The organism is Mycobacterium asiaticum, assembly GCF_001673635.1.
GTDB classification, from domain to species: domain Bacteria; phylum Actinomycetota; class Actinomycetes; order Mycobacteriales; family Mycobacteriaceae; genus Mycobacterium; species Mycobacterium asiaticum_C.
The window spans coordinates 119,618-137,957 of record NZ_LZMH01000008.1 but is presented as its reverse complement, the minus strand read 5'-3'; the positions used below and the strand labels follow the sequence as shown (position 1 = coordinate 137,957).

Genomic DNA, 18,340 nt, shown 5'->3' with positions numbered 1-18,340 from the left:
GCTTGAGCCCCTCCTCGACACCGCAGGCGAAAGTCGGCAGCATGAATACGGTTTCGAGGCGCTGACGATCCAGCACCTTCCCCCGGGCTTCGCGATTCTGGTATTCGGGATGGTCTGCGAGCCGGTCCACCTTCATCAGGGAGGCCGGATCCACGCCCTCGGGGATCTCGCCACGGAACAACAGGTCCAGACAACCCGGTTCGATGATCGGGTCGAACGTCGGGTTCGGGATGAAGTGGTTGACCGTTCCACCCATCACCGCCAGCGTGCGCTTGCCGTCCTGCACCATCTGCACACCACGGCTGCGAAACTCCTTGGGCAGGTGCCGGGTGAACGCGTCGATGGGCTCGTAGTAGTGGTTGTCGACGTCGACGGCCAGGTACGGAAGCCGCTCGGGAGCTTCGGTCATGTCATCAACCTTCTTTCAGGGGCGGGAAATTCGGGGGCCGTTTTTCGAAGAATGCCGTGATTCCCTCGATCAGATCGGGGCGAACCATGGACTCGTGCATCAGTTTCTCGGCCCGGCCGCTCACATCAGCCACGTTGTCGTGGGCATCCCCATACGCCTGCCGCTTGATCACCGCCATCGCGGTGGGCGAACAGTACTGAGCGATGTCTTCGGCGTACTCCAGGACCCGCGGCATCAGTTCCTCCGGCGGTACAACTTCTTTCACCAGGCCCAGATCGGCCGCCTCCTCCGCGAGAAAGGTGCGCCCGCTCAACAGCAGGTCGAGGGCGACTCCCCAACCCACCAATCTCGGCAGGATCCAAGAGATACCGAATTCCGCGATCAACCCGCGACGAGCGAACACCGCGCCGAATTTGGCACCGGCCGCGGCGAAACGGATATCGCACATCAGCGCCTGGGTCAGGCCGATGCCGACGCACGGGCCGTTGATCGCCGCGATAACCGGCTTGCGCAACTCGGTCACGAAGTGCGGCGGTCGCTCGCCGAGGAGTTCGGCGACACTCTTGCCGCCCGCGCTCTCCACCGACTCACCAACGCTGCCCGACGATTCCGACGACCCGAGATGCGCGCCGGCACAGAACGCCCGCCCGCGACCGGTCACAACAATCACCTTGATCGCGGCGTCCCGTTCGGCACGATCGACGGCCTCGTAGAACGCGGGCGCCATATCGGGCCCCCAGGCGTTGAGACGCTCCGGGCGGTTGAGCGTGACGATTGCGACGCCGGCGGGGGTGGCCTCGTAGAGCACCGCATCTTCGCCGTCAGCGGCGCCGTCCGGCGGGTTGGGCACCCATACTGTCTACCTATCGGTAGCGCATTCCAACTAGCGCGACACGCGCCGTCCGGTGACCAGTTTGACGATCGCAAGCAAGATCACCGCGCCCAGCAGACACGTCAGGAAGGAGAAGAGCAGACCCCCACCGGCCACATCGACACCGAAGCCGCGAAGCAGAAATCCGCCGATCAGGCCGCCGACGATGCCGACCACGATATTGAGCACCAGCCCCATCTGTGCGTCGGTCTTCATGATCTTGCTGCCAATCCATCCGGCCAGACCGCCGATGATGATCCAGCCGATGATTCCCAGAGTGAGCATTTTCAATCCTTTCGAGGTCGACGGACCCCTGCCGCGCATGAAGGCCCATTGTCACGGGTATGCCCAGCTACCCGCTCCGATAACCGATCCTCGAGGGGACTTCATGGATAAAACGAAGGCAGTCGCTCACCGCCTCGGCCAGGCGCGCTCGGCGCTGCTGCGCGCCCAACTGGCCCTTACCCTCTCCCAGCTGTTGTTCTGGGTTTCGTTGATCGGTGGAGTCGTCGGCGCCGCACTGCTATTCGTGCGGCGACGCGCTCACGCCGCGGAGCAGACAGCGGCCGCGTCGCCCCAGCCAGCCGCGGCCGTGACGAGCGACACGTCACCGGCAAGTTTGCCCTGACCCTCGAATTGGGAAATGTCCTGACAGGACATCAACCGAAAGGGATAGCACCATGGCGAACAGCAACAGCGGTCCGGCCGAGGCGATCAAGGGCGTCGTGGAGGGCGTCAAAGGCAAGGCCAAGGAAGTCATCGGTACGGTGACCGGCGCCAACGATCTGAAGAACGAGGGCAAGGCTCAGCAGGACAAGGCCGAAGCCCAGCGCGACGCGGCCAAGTACGAAGCCGAGGCTGACAAGGCTCGTGCCGAAGCCAAGGTTCAGGAGGCGCGCCAGGAAGCGCAGCAGTAATCGGTGCGGCTGAAGGCCCGGCCATCACAACGGGCCGGGCCTTCACCCCGATTGCCCTACGCAGCAGAACTTTTGGTCACCCGACCAGCCCGAGTCGGCGGTACGCATTCTCGATCTGCGCCTTCGCCTCCGGCGGTAGCACGGCCTGGGGCGGCCGTGAATGCGGATAATCCCCGATCGGCAGGCCCAGCACGGACGCCGCATATTTGAACGCGCCGCCCCAATGCGTGAAGTAGTCAGCCCGCCCCGGGTAGCAGGTGAACCATCCGCCGATATCCAGATCAAACTGGTCCAGACCGGACTCACGACCGTAGTCCATCGCCTCGAGCAATTTGTCGGCGAGCACCAGATCCCAGTATTGGGAGAACAATCGACGCTTGGGCGTCTCGAACAGATAGCCGGCGGTGCCCAGCTGCGCCGGGCAGACGATCCCCGCCCGCAGCCAGCCGGCGCGGTACACCGTCCGGTCGCACTCCCACAACACCAGGCCCGGTGCAAGCTCATGCAACCGCCTGCTGTTCTCCGGACGGAAGGCCCCCTCCTTGGTGGCGCACACCGCGGGCACCTCGTCATAAATCCGCGCGCTTTCGGCCGCCGTCAACACGTAGCCCGAGGACGGCGAGTTGAACATGCCCAACGCGATGTCGGTGCGCGCCGCGATATAGGAGAAGAACCGCAGGACCCCTTCGCCGCCATGGGTTTCCATCGTCGGCGTCTGGATGTAGGCGATGTCGGCGCCCGCCTGCTGCGCGTGCAGCGTCAGCTCCAAACAGTCCTTGGCGGACGTGGCCGCGGTACAGGCCTGCACGACGACATCAGGGTTTGCTCGACGGCCCTCCTCAATCGCCACCTCCAACAAGCGCTTTCGCTCATCGATGGTCAACGCCCAGAATTCGGCCAGGCCGCTGGTGCACCACAACAGGGGGTGTCCAAGATCACCGACGCAGTACCGGACCAGTGTGCGGTAGGCATCCCAGTCGATATCGTCACCGTCCGGGCCGCTGAACGGGGTGTAGAGCGAGTCGCCGATGCCGCGCAAAGCGCCGCGGGCCCAGGCCCGCGCCTCAGCGGCCGTCGCCACGGCCCGCCTGCGCTGCCATGTATACAAAAAAGCCTACGATAGGTATTACAGTAGCAGGTGCAAACGGGGTTGAGACCGCGTGCGCACAACATATTGTGATGGAGGTGCCCGGCAGTGGCAAAGCAGGCAACTGCGGAGAAGCGTCAGCGCCGCGAACGTGGGTCCATCAATCCCGACGACATCATCACCGGCGCATTCGAACTGGCGGAACAGGTTTCGATCGACAACCTGAGCATGCCGCTGCTCGGCAAGCACCTCGGCGTGGGCGTCACCAGCATCTACTGGTACTTCCGCAAGAAGGACGATCTGCTCAACGCCATGACCGACCGCGCGCTGAGTAAGTACGTCTTCGCGACCCCCTACGTCGAAGCCGCCGATTGGCGCGAGACGCTGCGCAATCACGCGCGGTTGATGCGCAAGACATTCATGGGCAATCCGATTTTGTGCGACCTGATTTTGATCCGTGCCGCGCTGAGCCCGAAGGCCGCGCGGGTCGGCGCCCAGGAGATGGAAAAGGCCATCAGCAACCTGGTCGAGGCGGGCCTGTCACCCGAAGACGCGTTCGACACCTACTCCGCGATCTCGCTGCACGTGCGCGGATCCGTCGTGTTGCATCGACTGAACGAGAAGAACGAGTTGTCCGACGACGGCAACCGCACCATCGAGGACGCCGTGGCTATCGATCCGGGAACCACCCCGTTGATCGCCCAGGTGACCGGCAAGGGGCACCGCATCGGGGCTCCTAACGAGCAGAATTTCGAATACGGCCTCGAGTGCATCCTCGACCACGCCAGTCAGCTCATCGATAAGGCCGCCAAGCCCGCGGCGAAAGCCAAGAAGGCGAGCTCCCGCAAGGTCGCGCCGCGAGCCCGCAGCGGCACCGCCCGCTGACGGCCAAACACGATGTCAGACTTCGGGTTCCGGCACGTGAAAGTGTTCGTCTCGTAGCCGGAACGCTTCCTTGGTGCCGTGCTGCGCGCGCGTCTTGACGAAATTGAACTCCCCCGGCGCGAATTGCAGGTTCGTGCCGTAGGCGTGAAAGAGATAGCTGGCGACCTCCTCGCCCTGGTATGCCTGGCTCTGCTCGACGAGCCGAAAGGCCTCCTTGGCGATGACAACACCGTCGGCCGGCATCTTCGCCGCCTTCTCCGCCCAGTAGCGGGCGCGTGCGGTGACCGATCCGGGATCGCATGTCTCGGTGAAGATTCCGAACTGGGCGAGCTCACCGGCTTCGATGATGTCGCCGGTCAGCAGCAGCCGTCGCGCCAGGACCGGGCCCAGCCGATGGAAGAACATGTGCAGGCTGCCCAGGGCGGGCCCGAGGAAACGCGTAGCGGGCATGCCGATCTTGGTATCGCGGGCGATCACCGAAATGTCGGTCATCAGGGCTATCTCGAAACCGCCGCCCAGGGCGAAGCCGGCAATCTCCCCGACCGTCACCTTCGGAAAGCCCAGCAGGTTGTGATAGAAGCCAAATGACTTGCGGTCCACGGTGAGTCGCCGTCGTTGGCTCGGCCGACCCCGCTTGGACGGCTCGTCGCCGTCTTTCGCGCCGTACCAGCCGTAGGCGTTGTTCATGTCCGCGCCCGTGCTGAAGGTCCCACCCGCACCACGCAACAACACCACGGTGAGGTCGTCGTCCTCGGCGACCCGATCAAGGCATCGGGCGATCGCATCGCGCATGGGCGGGTCGTAGGTGTTGCGGTGCTCGGGGTTGTTCAGCGTGATGGTGGCGATCCGCTGGTCGGCATCCACATCGAAGAGCACCCGGTCGTCAGCGGTGTCGAAGGAGGCGGTCATCTGTCTAACTCCTCTCGGCGCCTGCCGAATTGGGTGGTGGAAAGCTGTTCCGGCCGGGACGCCAGCGTGTTGACCTCACCGATGCACAGCACCTCCTCGCCGAGCAGCAGCCGGGCCGTCGAGGTGATGCCGCGCTCGGTCTGGCCTCGCGCGATGTCGAACCGCAACTCGGTCAGTATCGGGGTCGGCCGGCGGAATGTGACCGTCAGCGAACGGGTCTTCCCGGACAACCCGATGACACAATTCTGGTGCTGCACGACGCAGTCGAAGAACACACCCAGGAAACCGCCGTTCACCAGGCCGGGCGGCCCTTCGTAAACCAGCGGGAAGGTGACCCAGCCGGCGGCAGTGTCGGCGTCGAGGCGGTCGAACCGGTACTCCGGGAAACACGGATTGAAGGCACCGATGTCGGTCGCATGGTCCAGGTAGACCCGCCCGGCGTCGGTATGCCGGTCGCCGATCCGCGGGGTGAGGTCGGCCGGCGCCGCGGCGGCGAGTTCACCCTCCCAGACGGCGAACTGCGCGAGCATGGCATCCACGGTCGGATGAGCGTTTTCCAAGGACAACAACAGTGAACTGAGCCGCCGGATGGCGCCCGCAGCCGCTACGGTCTGGGCGAGAGGCGCCTCGCCAAACCTGGCTCCCTCGGCACCTGCCTGCCCTCGACCTTCGGCGCCTTCGGCCATGCGTCCTCTTTCACCCGGCTGTTCCGTCGGCAGCGTTTCCTTGCTAACTTATACAGCGTATCAATCGTATTGTTTACTGTATGGGTAACCGTATAGTTGGAGACCAGTGGAACAGCCGGATCCGACAGTGACTGACGGGGCTGACTTGACCGAGGCCCAGGGTTCGGTGGCCGCGCACCGCGAGGGCGGCGTTCTCCGCATCACACTCGATCGACAATCCCATCGTAATTCCCTGACGCACATGATGATTCAATCGCTCGTCGACGTGCTGTCCGACGCGGCGACCGACTACTCGCTGCGCGCGATACACATCCGCGGCGCCGGTGACCACTTCTGCGCGGGAGCGGACTGGGTGGCGACCAACTCCGCCGACGGCAAGCGGCCGCGCACCGGCGATCTGGTGCGACGGGTCCCGCACGCCGCTCACCGCGTCATCGAGCTGGTGCACACCATTCAACTGCCGGTGCTGTGCAGCGTGCGGGGTTGGGCGGCGGGCATGGGCTGCAATCTCGCCCTGGCCGCCGACTTCACCGTCGCCACCAGCGACGCGGTGTTCTGGGAACCCTTCATGGACCGCGGCTTCAGCCCGGACTCCGGTTCGACCTGGCTACTGCCCCGATTGATCGGTGTGGCCCGCGCCAGGCGGATGCTGTTGCTCGGCGAGAAGGTTGACGCGACCGATGCCGCCGACTGGGGAATGATCCACCAGGCCGTGCCCGCCGCGGATTTCGAAACCGTGGTCGAGGAGTTGCTGGCCCGGCTGGCCGACGGTCCGACCGTGGCGATCGGACTGACCAAACAGGCCATCGGGTTCGGGCAGGGCGCCACGCTGGGCGAGTCCCTGACGCAGGAGCTGTTCAATCTGGAATTATCTTGTCGAACAAGTGATTTCAAGGAGGGCCTGGAGGCTTTCCGCCAACGGCGCGCACCCCAGTTCCGGGGCCGGTGACGCCTCATGAAGGGATGCGGCGATGCCCATGTTTGACACCATCGGCTACGACGTCGACGGGCACACGGCGACCATCACGCTGAACCGTCCCGAGGCACTGAATGCGCTGAGCCCCCACATGATCACCGAACTGCGTGCCGCTTATGCCGAAGCCGAGAACGACGACGACGTATGGCTGACCATCGTGACCGGCACCGGGCGCGCGTTCTGCACAGGTGCCGACGTCAAGGAGATTCCCGAAGACGGCAAGGTGATCTACGAGCGTCCCTACCTGTCCACCTACGACCAGTGGGAGGCTCCGCAGGAGGGGACGCCGCCGTTTCGGACCATGGCCAAGCCGGTGCTGGCCGCGATCAATGGATTGTGTTGCGGCGCAGGCATGGACTGGGTCACGACGTCGGACATCGTGATCGCCTCCGACCGGGCCACGTTCTTCGATCCGCACGTTAGCATCGGACTGGTCGCCGGACGCGAATTGGTGCGGATCTCACGGGTGCTGCCGCGCTCGATTGCGCTACGGATGGCACTGATGGGCAAGCACGAGCGGATGAGTGCGCAACGCGCCTACGAACTCGGGCTGATCAGCGAGATCGTCGAACATGACCAACTGCTGGATCGGGCCCGCGAGATCGCCGACATCGTTAACTCCAATGCCCCCCTGGCGGTTCGGGGGACTCGTCTGGCAATACTCAAGGGCCTCAACGTCCCACTGCACGAAGCTGAGATCATGGCAGAGACATTCCGCGAGCGAGTACTGCGCACCGAGGACGCGCAGGAGGGACCGCGCGCATTCGTGGAGAAGCGGAAACCGAATTGGCAGTGCAAGTGATGAGCGACCAGTTCGAGACCATCCTGCTTGACATCGACGCCGCCGCCCACGTCGCCACCATCACGCTGAACCGACCCGAGCAGCTCAACGCTTTCAACCGCACCATGTGTTTGGAGATGGCCGAAGCCTGGCGCACGGTCAAGCTGAACGACGCGGTCCACGCGGTGGTGCTACGGGCCGCCGGCAGCCGCGCTTTCAGTGCCGGCCTAGACGTCAAGGCACCTTACGGCCAACCCGAAAACATCTGGAATCACGAAGATCCCGGTGAATACCTCAGCCCCAAATGGCAGAAGATGTGGAAGCCCGTGGTCTGCGCCGTCCAGGGCATGTGCACTGCGGGCGCCTTCTATTTCGTCAACGAATCCGACGTGGTGATCTGCTCACGCGGGGCGACGTTCTTCGATTCCCATGTCTCGGTGGGCCTGGTCTGCGCGCTGGAACCAATCGGGCTGATGCGCCGCGTCGGCCTGGGCGACACGCTGCGCATGGCACTGATGGGCAACGACGAGCGGGTCAGCGCGGACACCGCCCTGCGCATCGGCCTGGTGACCGAAGTGGTGGAGCCCGATCGGCTTTGGGACCGCGCGCACGAGATCGCGGTCGCGATCGCCGCCCACCCCCCGACGGCGACCCAGGGCACCGTGAAGGCGATCTGGGAGTCTTTGGACAAGCCCTACCGGACCGCGATGGAGCAGGGACTCATCTACACGCGGCTGGGCAACCCGTTGGGCCAGGCCGAACTGGCCGACCAGCCGCCCGCAAGGCGAAAGCCGCAGATCCGCTAGTGCCCGATCACCCACTCAGTCGGCGCATCGCCGATGTTCTGGATCTGCAACCGGATTCACCGGCCATCGAGTACGACGGCACCTGGTTGTCCTGGGGGCAGGTCGGTGCGGCGGCGCGGCAAATCGCGTCGTGCGCGCAGGGCACCGACGTAGGAATGCTGTTGCGGAACAGACCGGCTCACGTGGCGGCATTCCTCGGCGTGCTCCTCGGCGGCGGGACGGTGGTCACCGTCAACCCCGCCCGCGGCGACGAGCGCACCCGCGCCGACATCGAGGCGCTGCGGCTGCCGTTGGTCATCGGCGAATCCGAGGATTTGACAGCGCTAGTTGACGGAGCGCCGACAATCTCGATCTCCGACATCTTTGCTCGGCCCGCCAAAGCTCCCGTCCGGACGGGGATCTCTTCCGGCGTTGCAGTGCGGATGCTGACCAGCGGCACGACCGGCCCGCCCAAGCGCATCGATCTCAGCTACGACATGCTGGCCCACAGCGTGATCGGCCCCGACTACCGTGACGCGCCACGGCCGGCTGCACTGCGTCGCGGGGTGGCTATCGTGAACTCCCCACTGGTGCACATCGGGGGCGTGTTCCGGGTGCTGCAATGCATAGCCGACGCCAGACCCTTCGTGCTGCTGGAGCGTTTCGAACTGACCCAGTGGGCCGCGGCGGTACGCAAACACCGGCCGCGCACGGTGTCACTGGTGCCCGCCGCGCTACGCACCGTTCTGCACTCCGACCTCACGCGTGCGGATCTGTCCAGCATTCGCGCCGTGACCTGTGGCACCGCACCGTTATCGGCCGACGACGCCGACGCGTTCACCGACAAATTCGGGATTCCCGTCCTCACGTCCTACGCCGCAACCGAATTCGGTGGTGGCGTCGCCGGTTGGACACTCACCGACCACCAGCAATACTGGAAAGGCAAGCGCGGCAGTGTGGGTCGCGCGAATCCGGGTGCGCAGCTGCAGGTGGTCGACGACAGTGGCGCTCCCGTGCCGGCAGATCAGGTTGGCCTTCTGGAGGTCAAGCCCGCCCAGCTCGGCTCGTCGGCGCCGTGGATGCGCACCACCGACATGGCTCGCATCGACTCCGACGGGTTCGTCTGGATCGTCGGGCGGGCCGATCAAGCCATCATCCGCGGCGGTTTCAAGGTGATGCCAGACGACGTGCGCACCGCGCTGGAGAGCCATCCCGCGGTCGCCGGGGCGGCCGTGATCGGACGCCATGACGACCGGTTAGGCGAAACCCCGGTTGCGATGGTGGAACTTCGTAGCGCGGTGTCCGCCGACGAGATTGTCGAATACCTGCGGACGCGACTAGCTCGCTACGAGATCCCAACGGACATCGCCATTGTCGATGTGATCCCCCGCACTCCATCCGGCAAGGCCGACCTGGGCGCCGTCCGAGGCTACTTCGCAGTCGACCATGCCCGGTGATCCCGATACGATCGCCGGGGTCCTTCGGCAGCAGGCGCAGTCGCGCGGGGATCACCCATTACTGGTGTGCGACAAAGAGCGCATCAGCTACGCCGAAGCCGACCGCCGTTCAGCCGAGCTCGCCCGCGAACTGATCGCGCTGGGCACCGGCAAGGGCACCCACGTCGGGTTGCTCTATCCCAACGGCACCGACTTCGTCGTCGGCATGCTGGCGGCCGCGCGCATCGGCGCGGTGGTGGTGCCGTTCTCCACCTTCATGACACCCGGTGAGTTGCAGCGGCAACTGGTGCATAGCGACACCGCTTTCTTGCTGAGCGCCAGCTCGTTTCGGTCTCATGACTATGTGCAGCGGTTGACCGAACTGCTCGGCCGCATCGATGGCGAGCTGTTCCGCCCCGCCCTGCCGCAGCTGCGCCGCGTCCTGGTCGGCTCGCGTAACCACCCGCGCGCCGACCCCGACCTGTTGCGAGCTATCGAGGACGATGTCGACGGATCCGACGTATTGACGATCGTGTACACGTCTGGATCCACCAGCACCCCTAAGGGTGTGGTGCACGCGCACGCCGCGCTGCTCGCACACCAGCGCAATCTCAACACGATTCGCGGTCTGAGCGCGCAGGACCGGCTGTTCTGCAACTCGCCGTTCTTCTGGATCGGCGGGTTGGCGTTCGGGCTGTTGGCCACCCTGGTCGCGGGTTCGACGCTGGTGTGCTCGAACGCAACCGACGCCGGGGCCGTTCTCGACCTGATCGAAGCCGAAAGACCGACCGTCACCAACGGATTCGTGGCCGGCATCGCCCACCTGGCCGACGACCCGAGCTACCTTCGACGGGACCTGTCGCCGCTGCGGCGGGGCAACCTGTACCCGATCATGGCGCCGGAGACCCGGCCGGCCGACCCCGAACTGCGCCACAACATGCTGGGGCTGACCGAAGCCGGAAGCGTCCTGCTGATCAGCGACGACGAATCCGACCAGCCCGAGCATCGCCGTGGCTCGTACGGCAAGCCGGCGCCCGGGTTCCAAACCATGATCGTCGACCCGGATACTGGGATGCCCGTCCGGTCCGGCATTGCTGGCGAGATTGTCGGCGAGCTGTGCATACGCGGGCCGTACGTGATGCAGGGATATTACAAACGCAGCCGAGAGCAGTGTTTCGACGCCGATGGCTGGTTCCACACCGGCGATCTGGTGCGCGCCGACGATGACGGTTTCATGTATTTCGTGGGCCGCAGGTCCGGCATGATCAAGACGGGCGGTGCCAATGTCTCAGCGACCGAGGTCGAGAAGACACTGGCCACCCTGGGTGTGACGGCACACGTCTTCGGGCTGCCGGACGCGCGGCGCGGGCAGCTGGTGGTCGCGGTCGTCGCCCTGCCGGACACCGTCACCAACTTCGACGAAGAGGCACTGCGTGACCGACTGAAGACCGAGCTGTCGTCCTACAAGATCCCTAGACGTTTAATTGCCTTGCCCCGCACCAAGATACCGCTGTTGTCCAGCGGCAAGGTCGACCTCGAGCAACTGAAAAGGTTGTTCGGTGACTGACACGATAGCTGGTCTGGTGCGGGCCCAGGCCGCTCAGCATGGCAGCAAACCCATGGTCATCGATCACGCGTCGCGGATCAGCTATGGCGAACTCGACACGACCACAAGGGATATGGCGGCCACACTCATCGGGGCCGGAGTGCGCAAAGGCACCCGCGTGGGGTTGATCATGCCCAATTGCACGCGCTGGGTGCAGATCGCCATTGCCGTCACACGCATCGGCGGGGTGCTGGTTCCGTTGAGCACGCTGCTGCAACCGACCGAGCTCGTCGCACAACTGCGGATGGCCTCGGTGCAGTTCCTGGTCAGCGTTGAGGAATTCCGCGGCCACCGGTACCTCGACGCGGTCCGGGCGGTGCCGCGCACCGAACTTCCCGCGCTGCAGCGCGTCTGGCCCGCCGAGTCGGTGGCACAGACCGCCACCGAGGCCGCCCACGGACTCGTAGATGCCCTCGCCGCGACCGTTACCCCAGCCGACCCGTTCGTCATCATCTTCACCTCCGGCAGCAGTGGCCCGCCCAAGGGCGTCGTGCACTCACACGGCAGTGCGTTGGGGGCGGTGCGCTCGGGATTGGCGGCGCGCTGCATCACCCCCGGCACCCGCCTGTACCTTCCGATGCCCTTCTTCTGGGTGGGCGGACTCGGCAGCGGCATCCTCTCGGCTCTGATCACCGGCGCCACCTTGGTCACCGAGGAAAGGCCGCAACCGGAGACCACATTGCGGCTCCTGGAGAAAGAACGCGTCACCCTGTTTCGGGGCTGGCCAGACCAGGCCGAAGCATTGGCGCGCCATCCCAACCGGTCCCAAACCGATCTGACTGCGCTGCGCCCGGGCAGTTTGGAGGCGCTACTGCCTCCCGAGCGGCGTGCGCAACCCGGTGCGCGAGCAACCCTATTCGGCATGACGGAATCCTTCGGACCTTACAGCGGGTATGCGGCCGACACCGACCTGCCCGCATCAGCCTGGGGCAGCTGCGGAAAGCCGTTCCCCGGTATGGAGATTCGCATTGCCGACCCGGACACGGGTAAACCGTTCCCGGTGAGCACCGTAGGCATGATCGAGCTCCGGGGACCACACATGCTGCGCGGGATCTGCCACCGCAGTAGAGAAGAAGTGTTCACCGCGGACGGCTACTACCGCACCGGCGACCTCGGCCGGCTGGACACCGACGGCTTCCTGTTCTATCACGGTCGCTCGGACGACATGTTCAAAGTCAGCGGTGCCACCGTCTATCCCAGCGAAGTCGAACGAGCCCTCCGCAGTATTGACGGCGTGCAGGGCGCCTTCGTCACCGATGTGCCAGGCGCCGGGGGGAAGCGGGTGGCAGCGGCCGTGGTGTGCAGCGGCCGTACTGTGGACCAGTTATGCGGCGCGGCAAGGGAACTACTCAGCTCGTTCAAGGTGCCTACGGTGTGGCTGATGCTAGCCTCCGACGACGACGTTCCGCGCGGCGGCACCGGCAAGGTGGATATCCGGCGACTGCGGGAAATGTTGTCCGAAGCAAACCCTTAGGGGACCCGCGTCCACGGTTGACAGTTCTGCGACTCGAACGCCTTCACCGACGTGTTGATGTTCGCGAACATCGGTCCGACCGAGATGTTCGTCTGCAGCACATGCTCCTTGTTGGCGTCCGGCGTGCTGTAGGTGAACCACGCGCACATCGAGTCCTGGGTCGGCACATTGTTGATCCACACCCCGAAGGTGGACGCCGACCCGGCCGTGCGATAGAGCCCCGGCGCGATGTCGGGCCCCACCACGAAGACACCGTTGCCGGGAATGGGATCCAACGGGTCGGCGGTGGCCGGCGGCGCCCACGTGATCGCCGTGACGCACACCAACAATCCCGCAGTAGCACGAGACACGCGGCGCATTTGCTCTCCCTGCGATGGGCCCCTTGACAGCACCTTATGCCCAGAAACCCCCGCCCAACAAGGTCGGCGCCTCGCAGCTAGTCCTGCGGCTGCTCCACCACTCCACGCTCGATGAGGTGGTCGATGAGCGGGACCGCGCTGGCCGCAAGGTGCTCCGACATCGCCTCGCGGGCCAGTTGCTCGTCGTGACGGGCCATCGCATCCAGCACCCGCCGGTGGTCCTTGACGGCTTGGTCCGGCCAATGCTCGATCTTCGGAAAGACCGACTCGGGTGCGTAGCGGGTGATCTGCGACATCAGCTGCGCCAGCTTCGGCGAGGCGGCAGCGATGTTGATCGCCCGGTGGAATTCGTGATTGAGCCGGATCTTGCGTTCATCGTCGTCAGCGGCATACGCCGCCTCGAGCCGACTTTGCAGGTCTTCTAATTCGCGCAACTGCTCGTCGGTGATGCGCAGCGCCGCGCGTGCCGCGAGCTCGCCGCCGACGTGTGCTTGCACGTTGGCGACGTCGGCGAGGTCACGCTGGGTCAGCGGCAACACCACGAAGCCGCGACGGGGCTGCTGCGCCACCAATCCTTCAGCGCGCAAAGCGAACAGCGCTTCGCGCACCGGTGTGACGCTGATCCCCAACTCGGCGGCCAGTTGGTCCAGCCGGACGTATTGGCCCGCGGCATAGGTGCCCTCGAAGATTCGCTTGCGGACAAAGCTCGCGACGTCCTCCGAAAGTTGAGGCCGCGCACCGAAATCCGGAACGGTCATGGTCACACCCGGTACTCGTCCAGCAGACGCTTGCTGATGATGGATTTCTGGATCTCGCTGGTGCCCTCGCCGATGAGCAGGAACGGCGCATCGCGCATCAGCCGCTCGATCTCGTACTCCTTCGAATAGCCGTAGCCGCCGTGAATCCGGAAGCTCTGCTGGGTCACCTCGGCACAGAATTCACTGGCTAGGTACTTTGCCATGCCTGCGGCGACATCATTGCGCTCGCCGGAGTCCTTGAGCCGTGCCGCGTTGACCATCATCAGATGCGCCGCTTCGACTTTGGTGGCCATTTCGGCCAGTTGGAACGCGATGGCCTGGTGTTCGGCGATCGGCTTGCCGAAGGTCTGCCGTTGCTGGGCATACTTGACCGCAAGCTCGAATGCGCGCAGTCCGATACCGCACGCCCGCGCGGAAACGTTGACCCGGCCCACCTCGATGCCGTCCATCATCTGGAAGAAGCCCTGCCCGGGCTTGCCGCCCAGGATGTCTTCGGCGCTGGCCCCGTACCCGTCGAAGATGAGTTCGGTGGTGTCGATGCCCTTGTAGCCCAGCTTGTCGATCTTGCCGGGGATGATCAGGCCGGGCACCACTTCCCCGAACCCTGTGGGCTTCTCGACCAGGAACGCCGTCAGGTTGCGGTGCGGTTTGTCCGCGCCTTCGTCGGTGCGCACCAGCACGGCCACCAGGGTGGAACTGCCGCCGTTGGTCAGCCACATCTTCTGACCGTCGATGGTGTAGGTGCCGTCGGGATTGCGGGTGGCGCGGGTACGGATGGCGGCGACGTCGGAGCCCAGTTCGGGTTCCGACATCGAGAAGGCGCCGCGCGTCTCACCCGTCACCATCCGCGGCAGGAAGCGTTGCTTCTGCTCGTCGGTGCCGTGCTGGCGCAACATGTACGCGACGATGAAATGTGTGTTCAGGACGCCTGAGATGCTCATCCAGCCCCTGGCCAGCTCCTCGACGCACAGCGCATAGGTCAACAGCGACTCGCCCAGCCCGCCGTACTCCTCCGGGATCATCAGGCCGAACAGGCCCATGTCGCGCAGGGCGTCGACGATGGCCTGCGGGTAGGTGTCGGTTCGTTCCAGCTCTGGGGCGTTCGGGATGATCTCCTTGTCGACGAATTGCCGTACGGTCGCGACGATTTCGGTCTGGAATTCGGTCAATCCGAGGGTCTGGGCGAGTTTGGTCATTCGCTCGTTCCTATCGTCCCCGCGGTCGCCAACCGCTTGATGTCGGCCTCGGTCAAACCCAGGTACTCGGCCAGCAGATCCGCGGTGTCCGCCCCCAATCCCGGGGCGGCGGCGCTGGCGGGATGGACTCCGTCGATTGCGGTGGGCATGGCCGGAGCGAGGTAGTCACCGACGCCTGGCTGGTGCAGCCGGGAAAACAACGGATTGTCAGTCACTTTCGGGCCGGCGGCGACCTCGGCGAAGGTGCGGTAGCGCTCCCACAACACCGTGGAGGCCGAGAGCGCCGCGCTGACCTCGTCGCCGGAATGGTCGGCGAACCAGGTGCCGAACAGGCCGGATATCGCATTGCGGTAGCGGTAGCGGTCGCCCTCGGATTCGAAGTCCACCCCCAGCGCCTCAGCCAGTGCCGTCATGGCGGCGCCGGTGCCGGTTATCTCGACAAGATCGCGAAAGTGGCGTCTGGTCAACAGGACAACCATGAACCGGGCCCCGTCGCGGCTGACGAAGTCCTGGCCGTACTGGCCGTAGATGGCGTTGCCCAGCCGTTCGCGTTGCGTTCCGAGCACCTGCGGCTCGGTGAGCAGGCCCAGGTTGCCTGCCGTTGCCAGCGCGACATCCTCGAGCGCGATGCTGATGCGCGCCCCGATCGCCGACTGCTCCCGACGGCGGATGGCGGCGACGACCGACAGTGCGGCATACAATCCGCAGCTGACATCCCAGGCGGGCAGGACATGGTTGATCGGGCCGGCGTGCTCGGCGGGGCCGGTCACCAGCGGGTAGCCGATCGCCGCGTTGACCGTGTAGTCCACCCCGGTGGATCCGTCGCCGCGGCCGAGCAGCTGGACATGGATGACGTCGGAGCGCTTGGCCGCCAACGCATCATGGCTCAGCCACGACATCCCGGCGGCGTTGGTGACCACAATCCCGTCGCCTTCGACGATCAGCCGCTGTACCAGCTCCTGGCCGTCGGGTGAGCGCAGATCGATGGTGGCCGAACGCTTTCCCTTGTTCAGACCGGTCCAATAGATCGAGGTTCCGTCGGCGGCCAGCGGCCAGCGGCCAGTGTCGGCGCCCCCACCGATCGGGTCGACCCGGGTCACTTGTGCGCCGAGCTGGCTCAGCGTCATGCCGCACAGCGGAGCGGCGACGAAGCTGGACACCTCCACAACGCGGATGCCGGTCAGCGGTAGCGCGGGAGCCGTCATGCGACCCGCTCGAAGACCGCGGCCAGACCCTGGCCGCCGCCGATGCACATGGTCTCCAGGCCGTAGCGCGCCTGGCGCCGGTCGAGTTCGCGGGCCAGCGTGGCCAGCATCCGCCCGCCGGTCGCTCCAACCGGATGGCCCAGCGAGATCCCCGAGCCGTGCACGTTGGTGCGGTCGTGGTCGGCCGGAGTGAAGTTCCACTCCCGCATCACCGCGAGGGCCTGGGCGGCAAAGGCCTCGTTGAGTTCGATGACGTCGATGTCGGCCAACCGCAGGCCCGCCTTGGCCAGGGCGACTTCGGTGGCTGGGACCGGACCGATGCCCATGATGTTGGGGGCCACGCCCGCCGACCCCCACGACACCAGGCGCACCAACGGGGTCAAGCCGCATTCTGCCGCCTTCTCGGGAGTGGTGACCACGCACATCGATGCGGCGTCGTTCTGGCCGCTGGCGTTGCCGGCCGTGACCGTCGCCTCCGGATCACCCTTGGCCAGAACGGGTTTGAGCCTACTCAGGGATTCCAGCGTGGTATCGGCGCGGGGATGTTCGTCGGTGTCGACCAGCTCTTCGCCGTGGCGGCCGGCCACCCGCACCGGGATGATCTCCTCGCGCAGAATGCCGTCCTTCTGCGCAGCGACCGCACGCTGATGTGACCGCACCGCAAGCTCGTCCTGCTCCTGGCGCGAGATGCCGTACTGGCGGCGCAGATTCTCCGCGGTCTCGAGCATCCCACCGGGAACCGGATAGTGGCGACCCCCGGCGGTGGTGCGTCCACGCGCCAGCCCGTCGTGCACACGGACACCGGAACGTGCACCGCCCCAACGCATGTCGGTGGAATAGAAGGCGACGTTGCTCATGCTTTCGCAGCCACCGGCGATTACTAGGTCGTTGTTCCCGGTACTCACCTGCAGGCATGCCTGGATCACCGCCTGCAAACCCGACCCACAGCGCCGATCGACCTGCATGCCGGGAACGGTGACGGGCAGTCCGGCGTCCAGGGCCACCACGCGCCCGATCGCGGGTGCTTCACTGCTGGGGTAGCAGTGTCCCAGGATCACGTCCTGCACGGCGTCGGGTGCGATGCCGGTGCGGTCGAGCAATCCCTTGAGCGCCGCGACACCGAGGTCTACAGCGCTCAGAGACTTGAACATTCCGCCGTAGCGTCCGATCGGTGTGCGGACCGGCTCGCAGATGACGGCCTCCTGCCGAACCGCACCACTCATAGGTGCCGGCCGCCGGTGATCTCCATGACCGTTCCGGTCATATACGACGACAGGTCCGAAGCCAGGAACAGGGCGACGCTGGCCACCTCGCTGGGCTCACCGGCGCGCCCCATCGGCACCTCGGCCACCTTGGAATCCCAGATGCGTTGCGGCATCGCTTCCGTCATCGCGGAGCGGATCAAACCCGGCGCGATCGCGTTGACCCGAACATTAAGGTAAGCAAGCTCTTTGGCGGCCGCCTTGGTCATGCCGACGATCCCCGCCTTGGCCGCCGAGTAGTTCGTCTGGCCGACCATCCCGACCTTGCCCGAGACGGACGACATGTTGATGATGGCGCCGCGCTTCTTCTCCCGCATCACCGCCGCGGCCAACCGGGTGCCATTCCAGGTTCCCTTCAGGTGCACGTTGATGACCTGATCGAACTGCTCCTCGGTCATCTTGCGCATGGTTGCATCGCGGGTGATGCCGGCGTTGTTGACCATGATGTCGAGGTCGCCGAAGCGGTCGATGGCCGTTTGGATCAGGTTCTGCACCTGGTCGGATTGGGTTACGTCACAACGCACCGCGACGGCGACTTCCGCGCCGCCCAATTTCTCGGCCGCCGCCTCGGTCGCTTCCAGATTGACGTCACCGAGCACCACCCGCGCTCCCTCGGCGATGAACCGTTCCGCTATCGCAAATCCGAGACCTTGCGCAGCGCCAGTGACCACCGCGGTCTGACCTTCGAGCAACGACACCTGTATCACGCACCCTTACCTGTCATGGCCCACCCTCGGG

General features: G+C 65.4%; 20 protein-coding genes and 1 pseudogene. 9 read left to right on the top strand and 12 right to left on the bottom strand.

The genetic code is table 11. The features are described 5' to 3' along the window. From A5645_RS02570 to A5645_RS02560, 3 genes and pseudogenes are all read right to left on the bottom strand, one after another. Window positions 1-409 (bottom strand): annotated as a pseudogene (locus A5645_RS02570) (amidohydrolase family protein); the annotation flags it as partial. Between the two features lie 4 nt (window positions 410-413). Beyond that, window positions 414-1,259 (bottom strand): enoyl-CoA hydratase, encoded by an 846-nt coding sequence (locus tag A5645_RS02565; protein WP_065128374.1) that lies wholly within the window; start codon window positions 1,257-1,259, stop codon window positions 414-416. Window positions 1,260-1,292: 33 nt separating this feature from the next. After that, entirely contained in the window at window positions 1,293-1,565 is a 273-nt protein-coding gene (locus A5645_RS02560; RefSeq protein WP_065038567.1) for a GlsB/YeaQ/YmgE family stress response membrane protein, read from the bottom strand. A 103-nt stretch (window positions 1,566-1,668) separates the two neighbouring features. Here A5645_RS02560 and A5645_RS02555 point away from each other — a divergent pair, with 103 nt between their 5' ends. Next, window positions 1,669-1,908, top strand: coding sequence for a hypothetical protein (locus tag A5645_RS02555; protein ID WP_155767813.1), 240 nt, complete (start codon window positions 1,669-1,671; stop codon window positions 1,906-1,908). 52 nt (window positions 1,909-1,960) lie between these two features. Continuing rightward, complete coding sequence (gene mbp1, locus A5645_RS02550; RefSeq protein ID WP_065128372.1) at window positions 1,961-2,197, top strand: microaggregate-binding protein 1; 237 nt, start codon at window positions 1,961-1,963, stop codon at window positions 2,195-2,197. 76 nt (window positions 2,198-2,273) lie between these two features. Here the strand turns inward: mbp1 and A5645_RS02545 are convergent, their stop codons facing one another. Continuing rightward, the gene (locus A5645_RS02545) at window positions 2,274-3,278 is read right to left on the bottom strand and encodes a dihydrodipicolinate synthase family protein (protein WP_065128371.1); all 1,005 of its coding nucleotides are present in this window, start codon (window positions 3,276-3,278) and stop codon (window positions 2,274-2,276) included. 114 nt (window positions 3,279-3,392) lie between these two features. Between A5645_RS02545 and A5645_RS02540 the strand changes: the two genes are divergently transcribed. Beyond that, complete coding sequence (locus A5645_RS02540; RefSeq protein WP_065038563.1) at window positions 3,393-4,169, top strand: TetR/AcrR family transcriptional regulator; 777 nt, start codon at window positions 3,393-3,395, stop codon at window positions 4,167-4,169. Window positions 4,170-4,184: 15 nt separating this feature from the next. Here the strand turns inward: A5645_RS02540 and A5645_RS02535 are convergent, their stop codons facing one another. Together A5645_RS02535 and A5645_RS02530 are read right to left on the bottom strand one after the other, a co-directional pair. After that, window positions 4,185-5,078: an enoyl-CoA hydratase/isomerase family protein gene (locus A5645_RS02535; protein WP_065128370.1), complete on the bottom strand. Its 894-nt coding sequence runs from the start codon at window positions 5,076-5,078 to the stop codon at window positions 4,185-4,187. Beyond that, entirely contained in the window at window positions 5,075-5,764 is a 690-nt protein-coding gene (locus A5645_RS02530) for a hypothetical protein (protein ID WP_065128369.1), read from the bottom strand. Before A5645_RS02530 ends, A5645_RS02535 begins: the two co-directional genes overlap by 4 nt. Before the next feature lie 127 nt (window positions 5,765-5,891). On the opposite strand from A5645_RS02530, the gene A5645_RS02525 reads away from it, so the two are divergent. Genes A5645_RS02525 through A5645_RS02500 form a run of 6 tightly spaced genes read left to right on the top strand, consistent with a single transcriptional unit; the run spans window position 5,892 to window position 12,822 of the window. Continuing rightward, a complete protein-coding gene (locus A5645_RS02525; protein ID WP_065128383.1) occupies window positions 5,892-6,713 on the top strand; it encodes an enoyl-CoA hydratase-related protein in 822 nt (273 codons plus the stop codon). 22 nt (window positions 6,714-6,735) lie between these two features. After that, window positions 6,736-7,542, top strand: coding sequence for an enoyl-CoA hydratase/isomerase family protein (locus A5645_RS02520; protein ID WP_065038560.1), 807 nt, complete (start codon window positions 6,736-6,738; stop codon window positions 7,540-7,542). Further along, window positions 7,542-8,327: an enoyl-CoA hydratase/isomerase family protein gene (locus A5645_RS02515; RefSeq protein WP_065128368.1), complete on the top strand. Its 786-nt coding sequence runs from the start codon at window positions 7,542-7,544 to the stop codon at window positions 8,325-8,327. Before A5645_RS02520 ends, A5645_RS02515 begins: the two co-directional genes overlap by 1 nt. Beyond that, window positions 8,327-9,763 carry a class I adenylate-forming enzyme family protein gene (locus A5645_RS02510; RefSeq protein WP_065128367.1) on the top strand — a complete coding sequence of 479 codons (1,437 nt, stop codon included), beginning with the start codon at window positions 8,327-8,329 and terminating at the stop codon, window positions 9,761-9,763. Before A5645_RS02515 ends, A5645_RS02510 begins: the two co-directional genes overlap by 1 nt. After that, window positions 9,753-11,309, top strand: a complete 1,557-nt coding sequence (locus A5645_RS02505; protein ID WP_065128366.1) for a class I adenylate-forming enzyme family protein — start codon at window positions 9,753-9,755, stop codon at window positions 11,307-11,309. The genes A5645_RS02510 and A5645_RS02505 overlap by 11 nt, the downstream gene beginning before the upstream one ends. Continuing rightward, the gene (locus A5645_RS02500) at window positions 11,302-12,822 is read left to right on the top strand and encodes a class I adenylate-forming enzyme family protein (protein ID WP_065128365.1); all 1,521 of its coding nucleotides are present in this window, start codon (window positions 11,302-11,304) and stop codon (window positions 12,820-12,822) included. The genes A5645_RS02505 and A5645_RS02500 overlap by 8 nt, the downstream gene beginning before the upstream one ends. On the opposite strand, the gene A5645_RS02495 is transcribed toward A5645_RS02500, so the two are convergent. From A5645_RS02495 to fabG, 6 genes are all read right to left on the bottom strand, one after another. Beyond that, on the bottom strand, window positions 12,819-13,181 hold the full coding sequence (locus A5645_RS02495) for an Rv1352/Rv1906c domain-containing protein (protein WP_065038555.1): 363 nt from the start codon (window positions 13,179-13,181) through the stop codon (window positions 12,819-12,821). The genes A5645_RS02500 and A5645_RS02495 overlap by 4 nt on opposite strands. A 77-nt stretch (window positions 13,182-13,258) precedes the next feature. Continuing rightward, window positions 13,259-13,939 (bottom strand): GntR family transcriptional regulator, encoded by a 681-nt coding sequence (locus tag A5645_RS02490; RefSeq protein ID WP_065038554.1) that lies wholly within the window; start codon window positions 13,937-13,939, stop codon window positions 13,259-13,261. 2 nt (window positions 13,940-13,941) lie between these two features. Continuing rightward, window positions 13,942-15,135 carry an acyl-CoA dehydrogenase family protein gene (locus A5645_RS02485; protein ID WP_065128364.1) on the bottom strand — a complete coding sequence of 398 codons (1,194 nt, stop codon included), beginning with the start codon at window positions 15,133-15,135 and terminating at the stop codon, window positions 13,942-13,944. After that, window positions 15,132-16,340, bottom strand: a complete 1,209-nt coding sequence (locus A5645_RS02480) for a CoA transferase (RefSeq protein ID WP_065128363.1) — start codon at window positions 16,338-16,340, stop codon at window positions 15,132-15,134. Before A5645_RS02480 ends, A5645_RS02485 begins: the two co-directional genes overlap by 4 nt. After that, the gene (locus A5645_RS02475; RefSeq protein WP_065128362.1) at window positions 16,337-17,563 is read right to left on the bottom strand and encodes an acetyl-CoA C-acetyltransferase; all 1,227 of its coding nucleotides are present in this window, start codon (window positions 17,561-17,563) and stop codon (window positions 16,337-16,339) included. The genes A5645_RS02480 and A5645_RS02475 overlap by 4 nt, the downstream gene beginning before the upstream one ends. Then, window positions 17,560-18,309 carry a 3-oxoacyl-ACP reductase FabG gene (fabG, locus tag A5645_RS02470; protein WP_065128361.1) on the bottom strand — a complete coding sequence of 250 codons (750 nt, stop codon included), beginning with the start codon at window positions 18,307-18,309 and terminating at the stop codon, window positions 17,560-17,562. The genes A5645_RS02475 and fabG overlap by 4 nt, the downstream gene beginning before the upstream one ends. Window positions 18,310-18,340: the final 31 nt, after the last annotated feature.

Bases quoted from the DNA above. Each gene is read 5' to 3' on its own strand.
- A5645_RS02495 (WP_065038555.1), bottom strand. From the start codon at position 13,181: ATGCGCCGCGTGTCTCGTGCTACTGCGGGATTGTTGGTGTGCGTCACG.
- A5645_RS02515 (WP_065128368.1), top strand. From the start codon at position 7,542: ATGAGCGACCAGTTCGAGACCATCCTGCTTGACATCGACGCCGCCGCC.
- A5645_RS02560 (WP_065038567.1), bottom strand. From the start codon at position 1,565: ATGCTCACTCTGGGAATCATCGGCTGGATCATCATCGGCGGTCTGGCC.
- A5645_RS02520 (WP_065038560.1), top strand. From the start codon at position 6,736: ATGCCCATGTTTGACACCATCGGCTACGACGTCGACGGGCACACGGCG.
- A5645_RS02530 (WP_065128369.1), bottom strand. From the start codon at position 5,764: ATGGCCGAAGGCGCCGAAGGTCGAGGGCAGGCAGGTGCCGAGGGAGCC.
- A5645_RS02535 (WP_065128370.1), bottom strand. From the start codon at position 5,078: ATGACCGCCTCCTTCGACACCGCTGACGACCGGGTGCTCTTCGATGTG.
- A5645_RS02480 (WP_065128363.1), bottom strand. From the start codon at position 16,340: ATGACGGCTCCCGCGCTACCGCTGACCGGCATCCGCGTTGTGGAGGTG.
- A5645_RS02490 (WP_065038554.1), bottom strand. From the start codon at position 13,939: ATGACCGTTCCGGATTTCGGTGCGCGGCCTCAACTTTCGGAGGACGTC.
- A5645_RS02505 (WP_065128366.1), top strand. From the start codon at position 9,753: ATGCCCGGTGATCCCGATACGATCGCCGGGGTCCTTCGGCAGCAGGCG.
- A5645_RS02555 (WP_155767813.1), top strand. From the start codon at position 1,669: ATGGATAAAACGAAGGCAGTCGCTCACCGCCTCGGCCAGGCGCGCTCG.
- A5645_RS02485 (WP_065128364.1), bottom strand. From the start codon at position 15,135: ATGACCAAACTCGCCCAGACCCTCGGATTGACCGAATTCCAGACCGAA.
- mbp1 (WP_065128372.1), top strand. From the start codon at position 1,961: ATGGCGAACAGCAACAGCGGTCCGGCCGAGGCGATCAAGGGCGTCGTG.
- A5645_RS02475 (WP_065128362.1), bottom strand. From the start codon at position 17,563: ATGAGTGGTGCGGTTCGGCAGGAGGCCGTCATCTGCGAGCCGGTCCGC.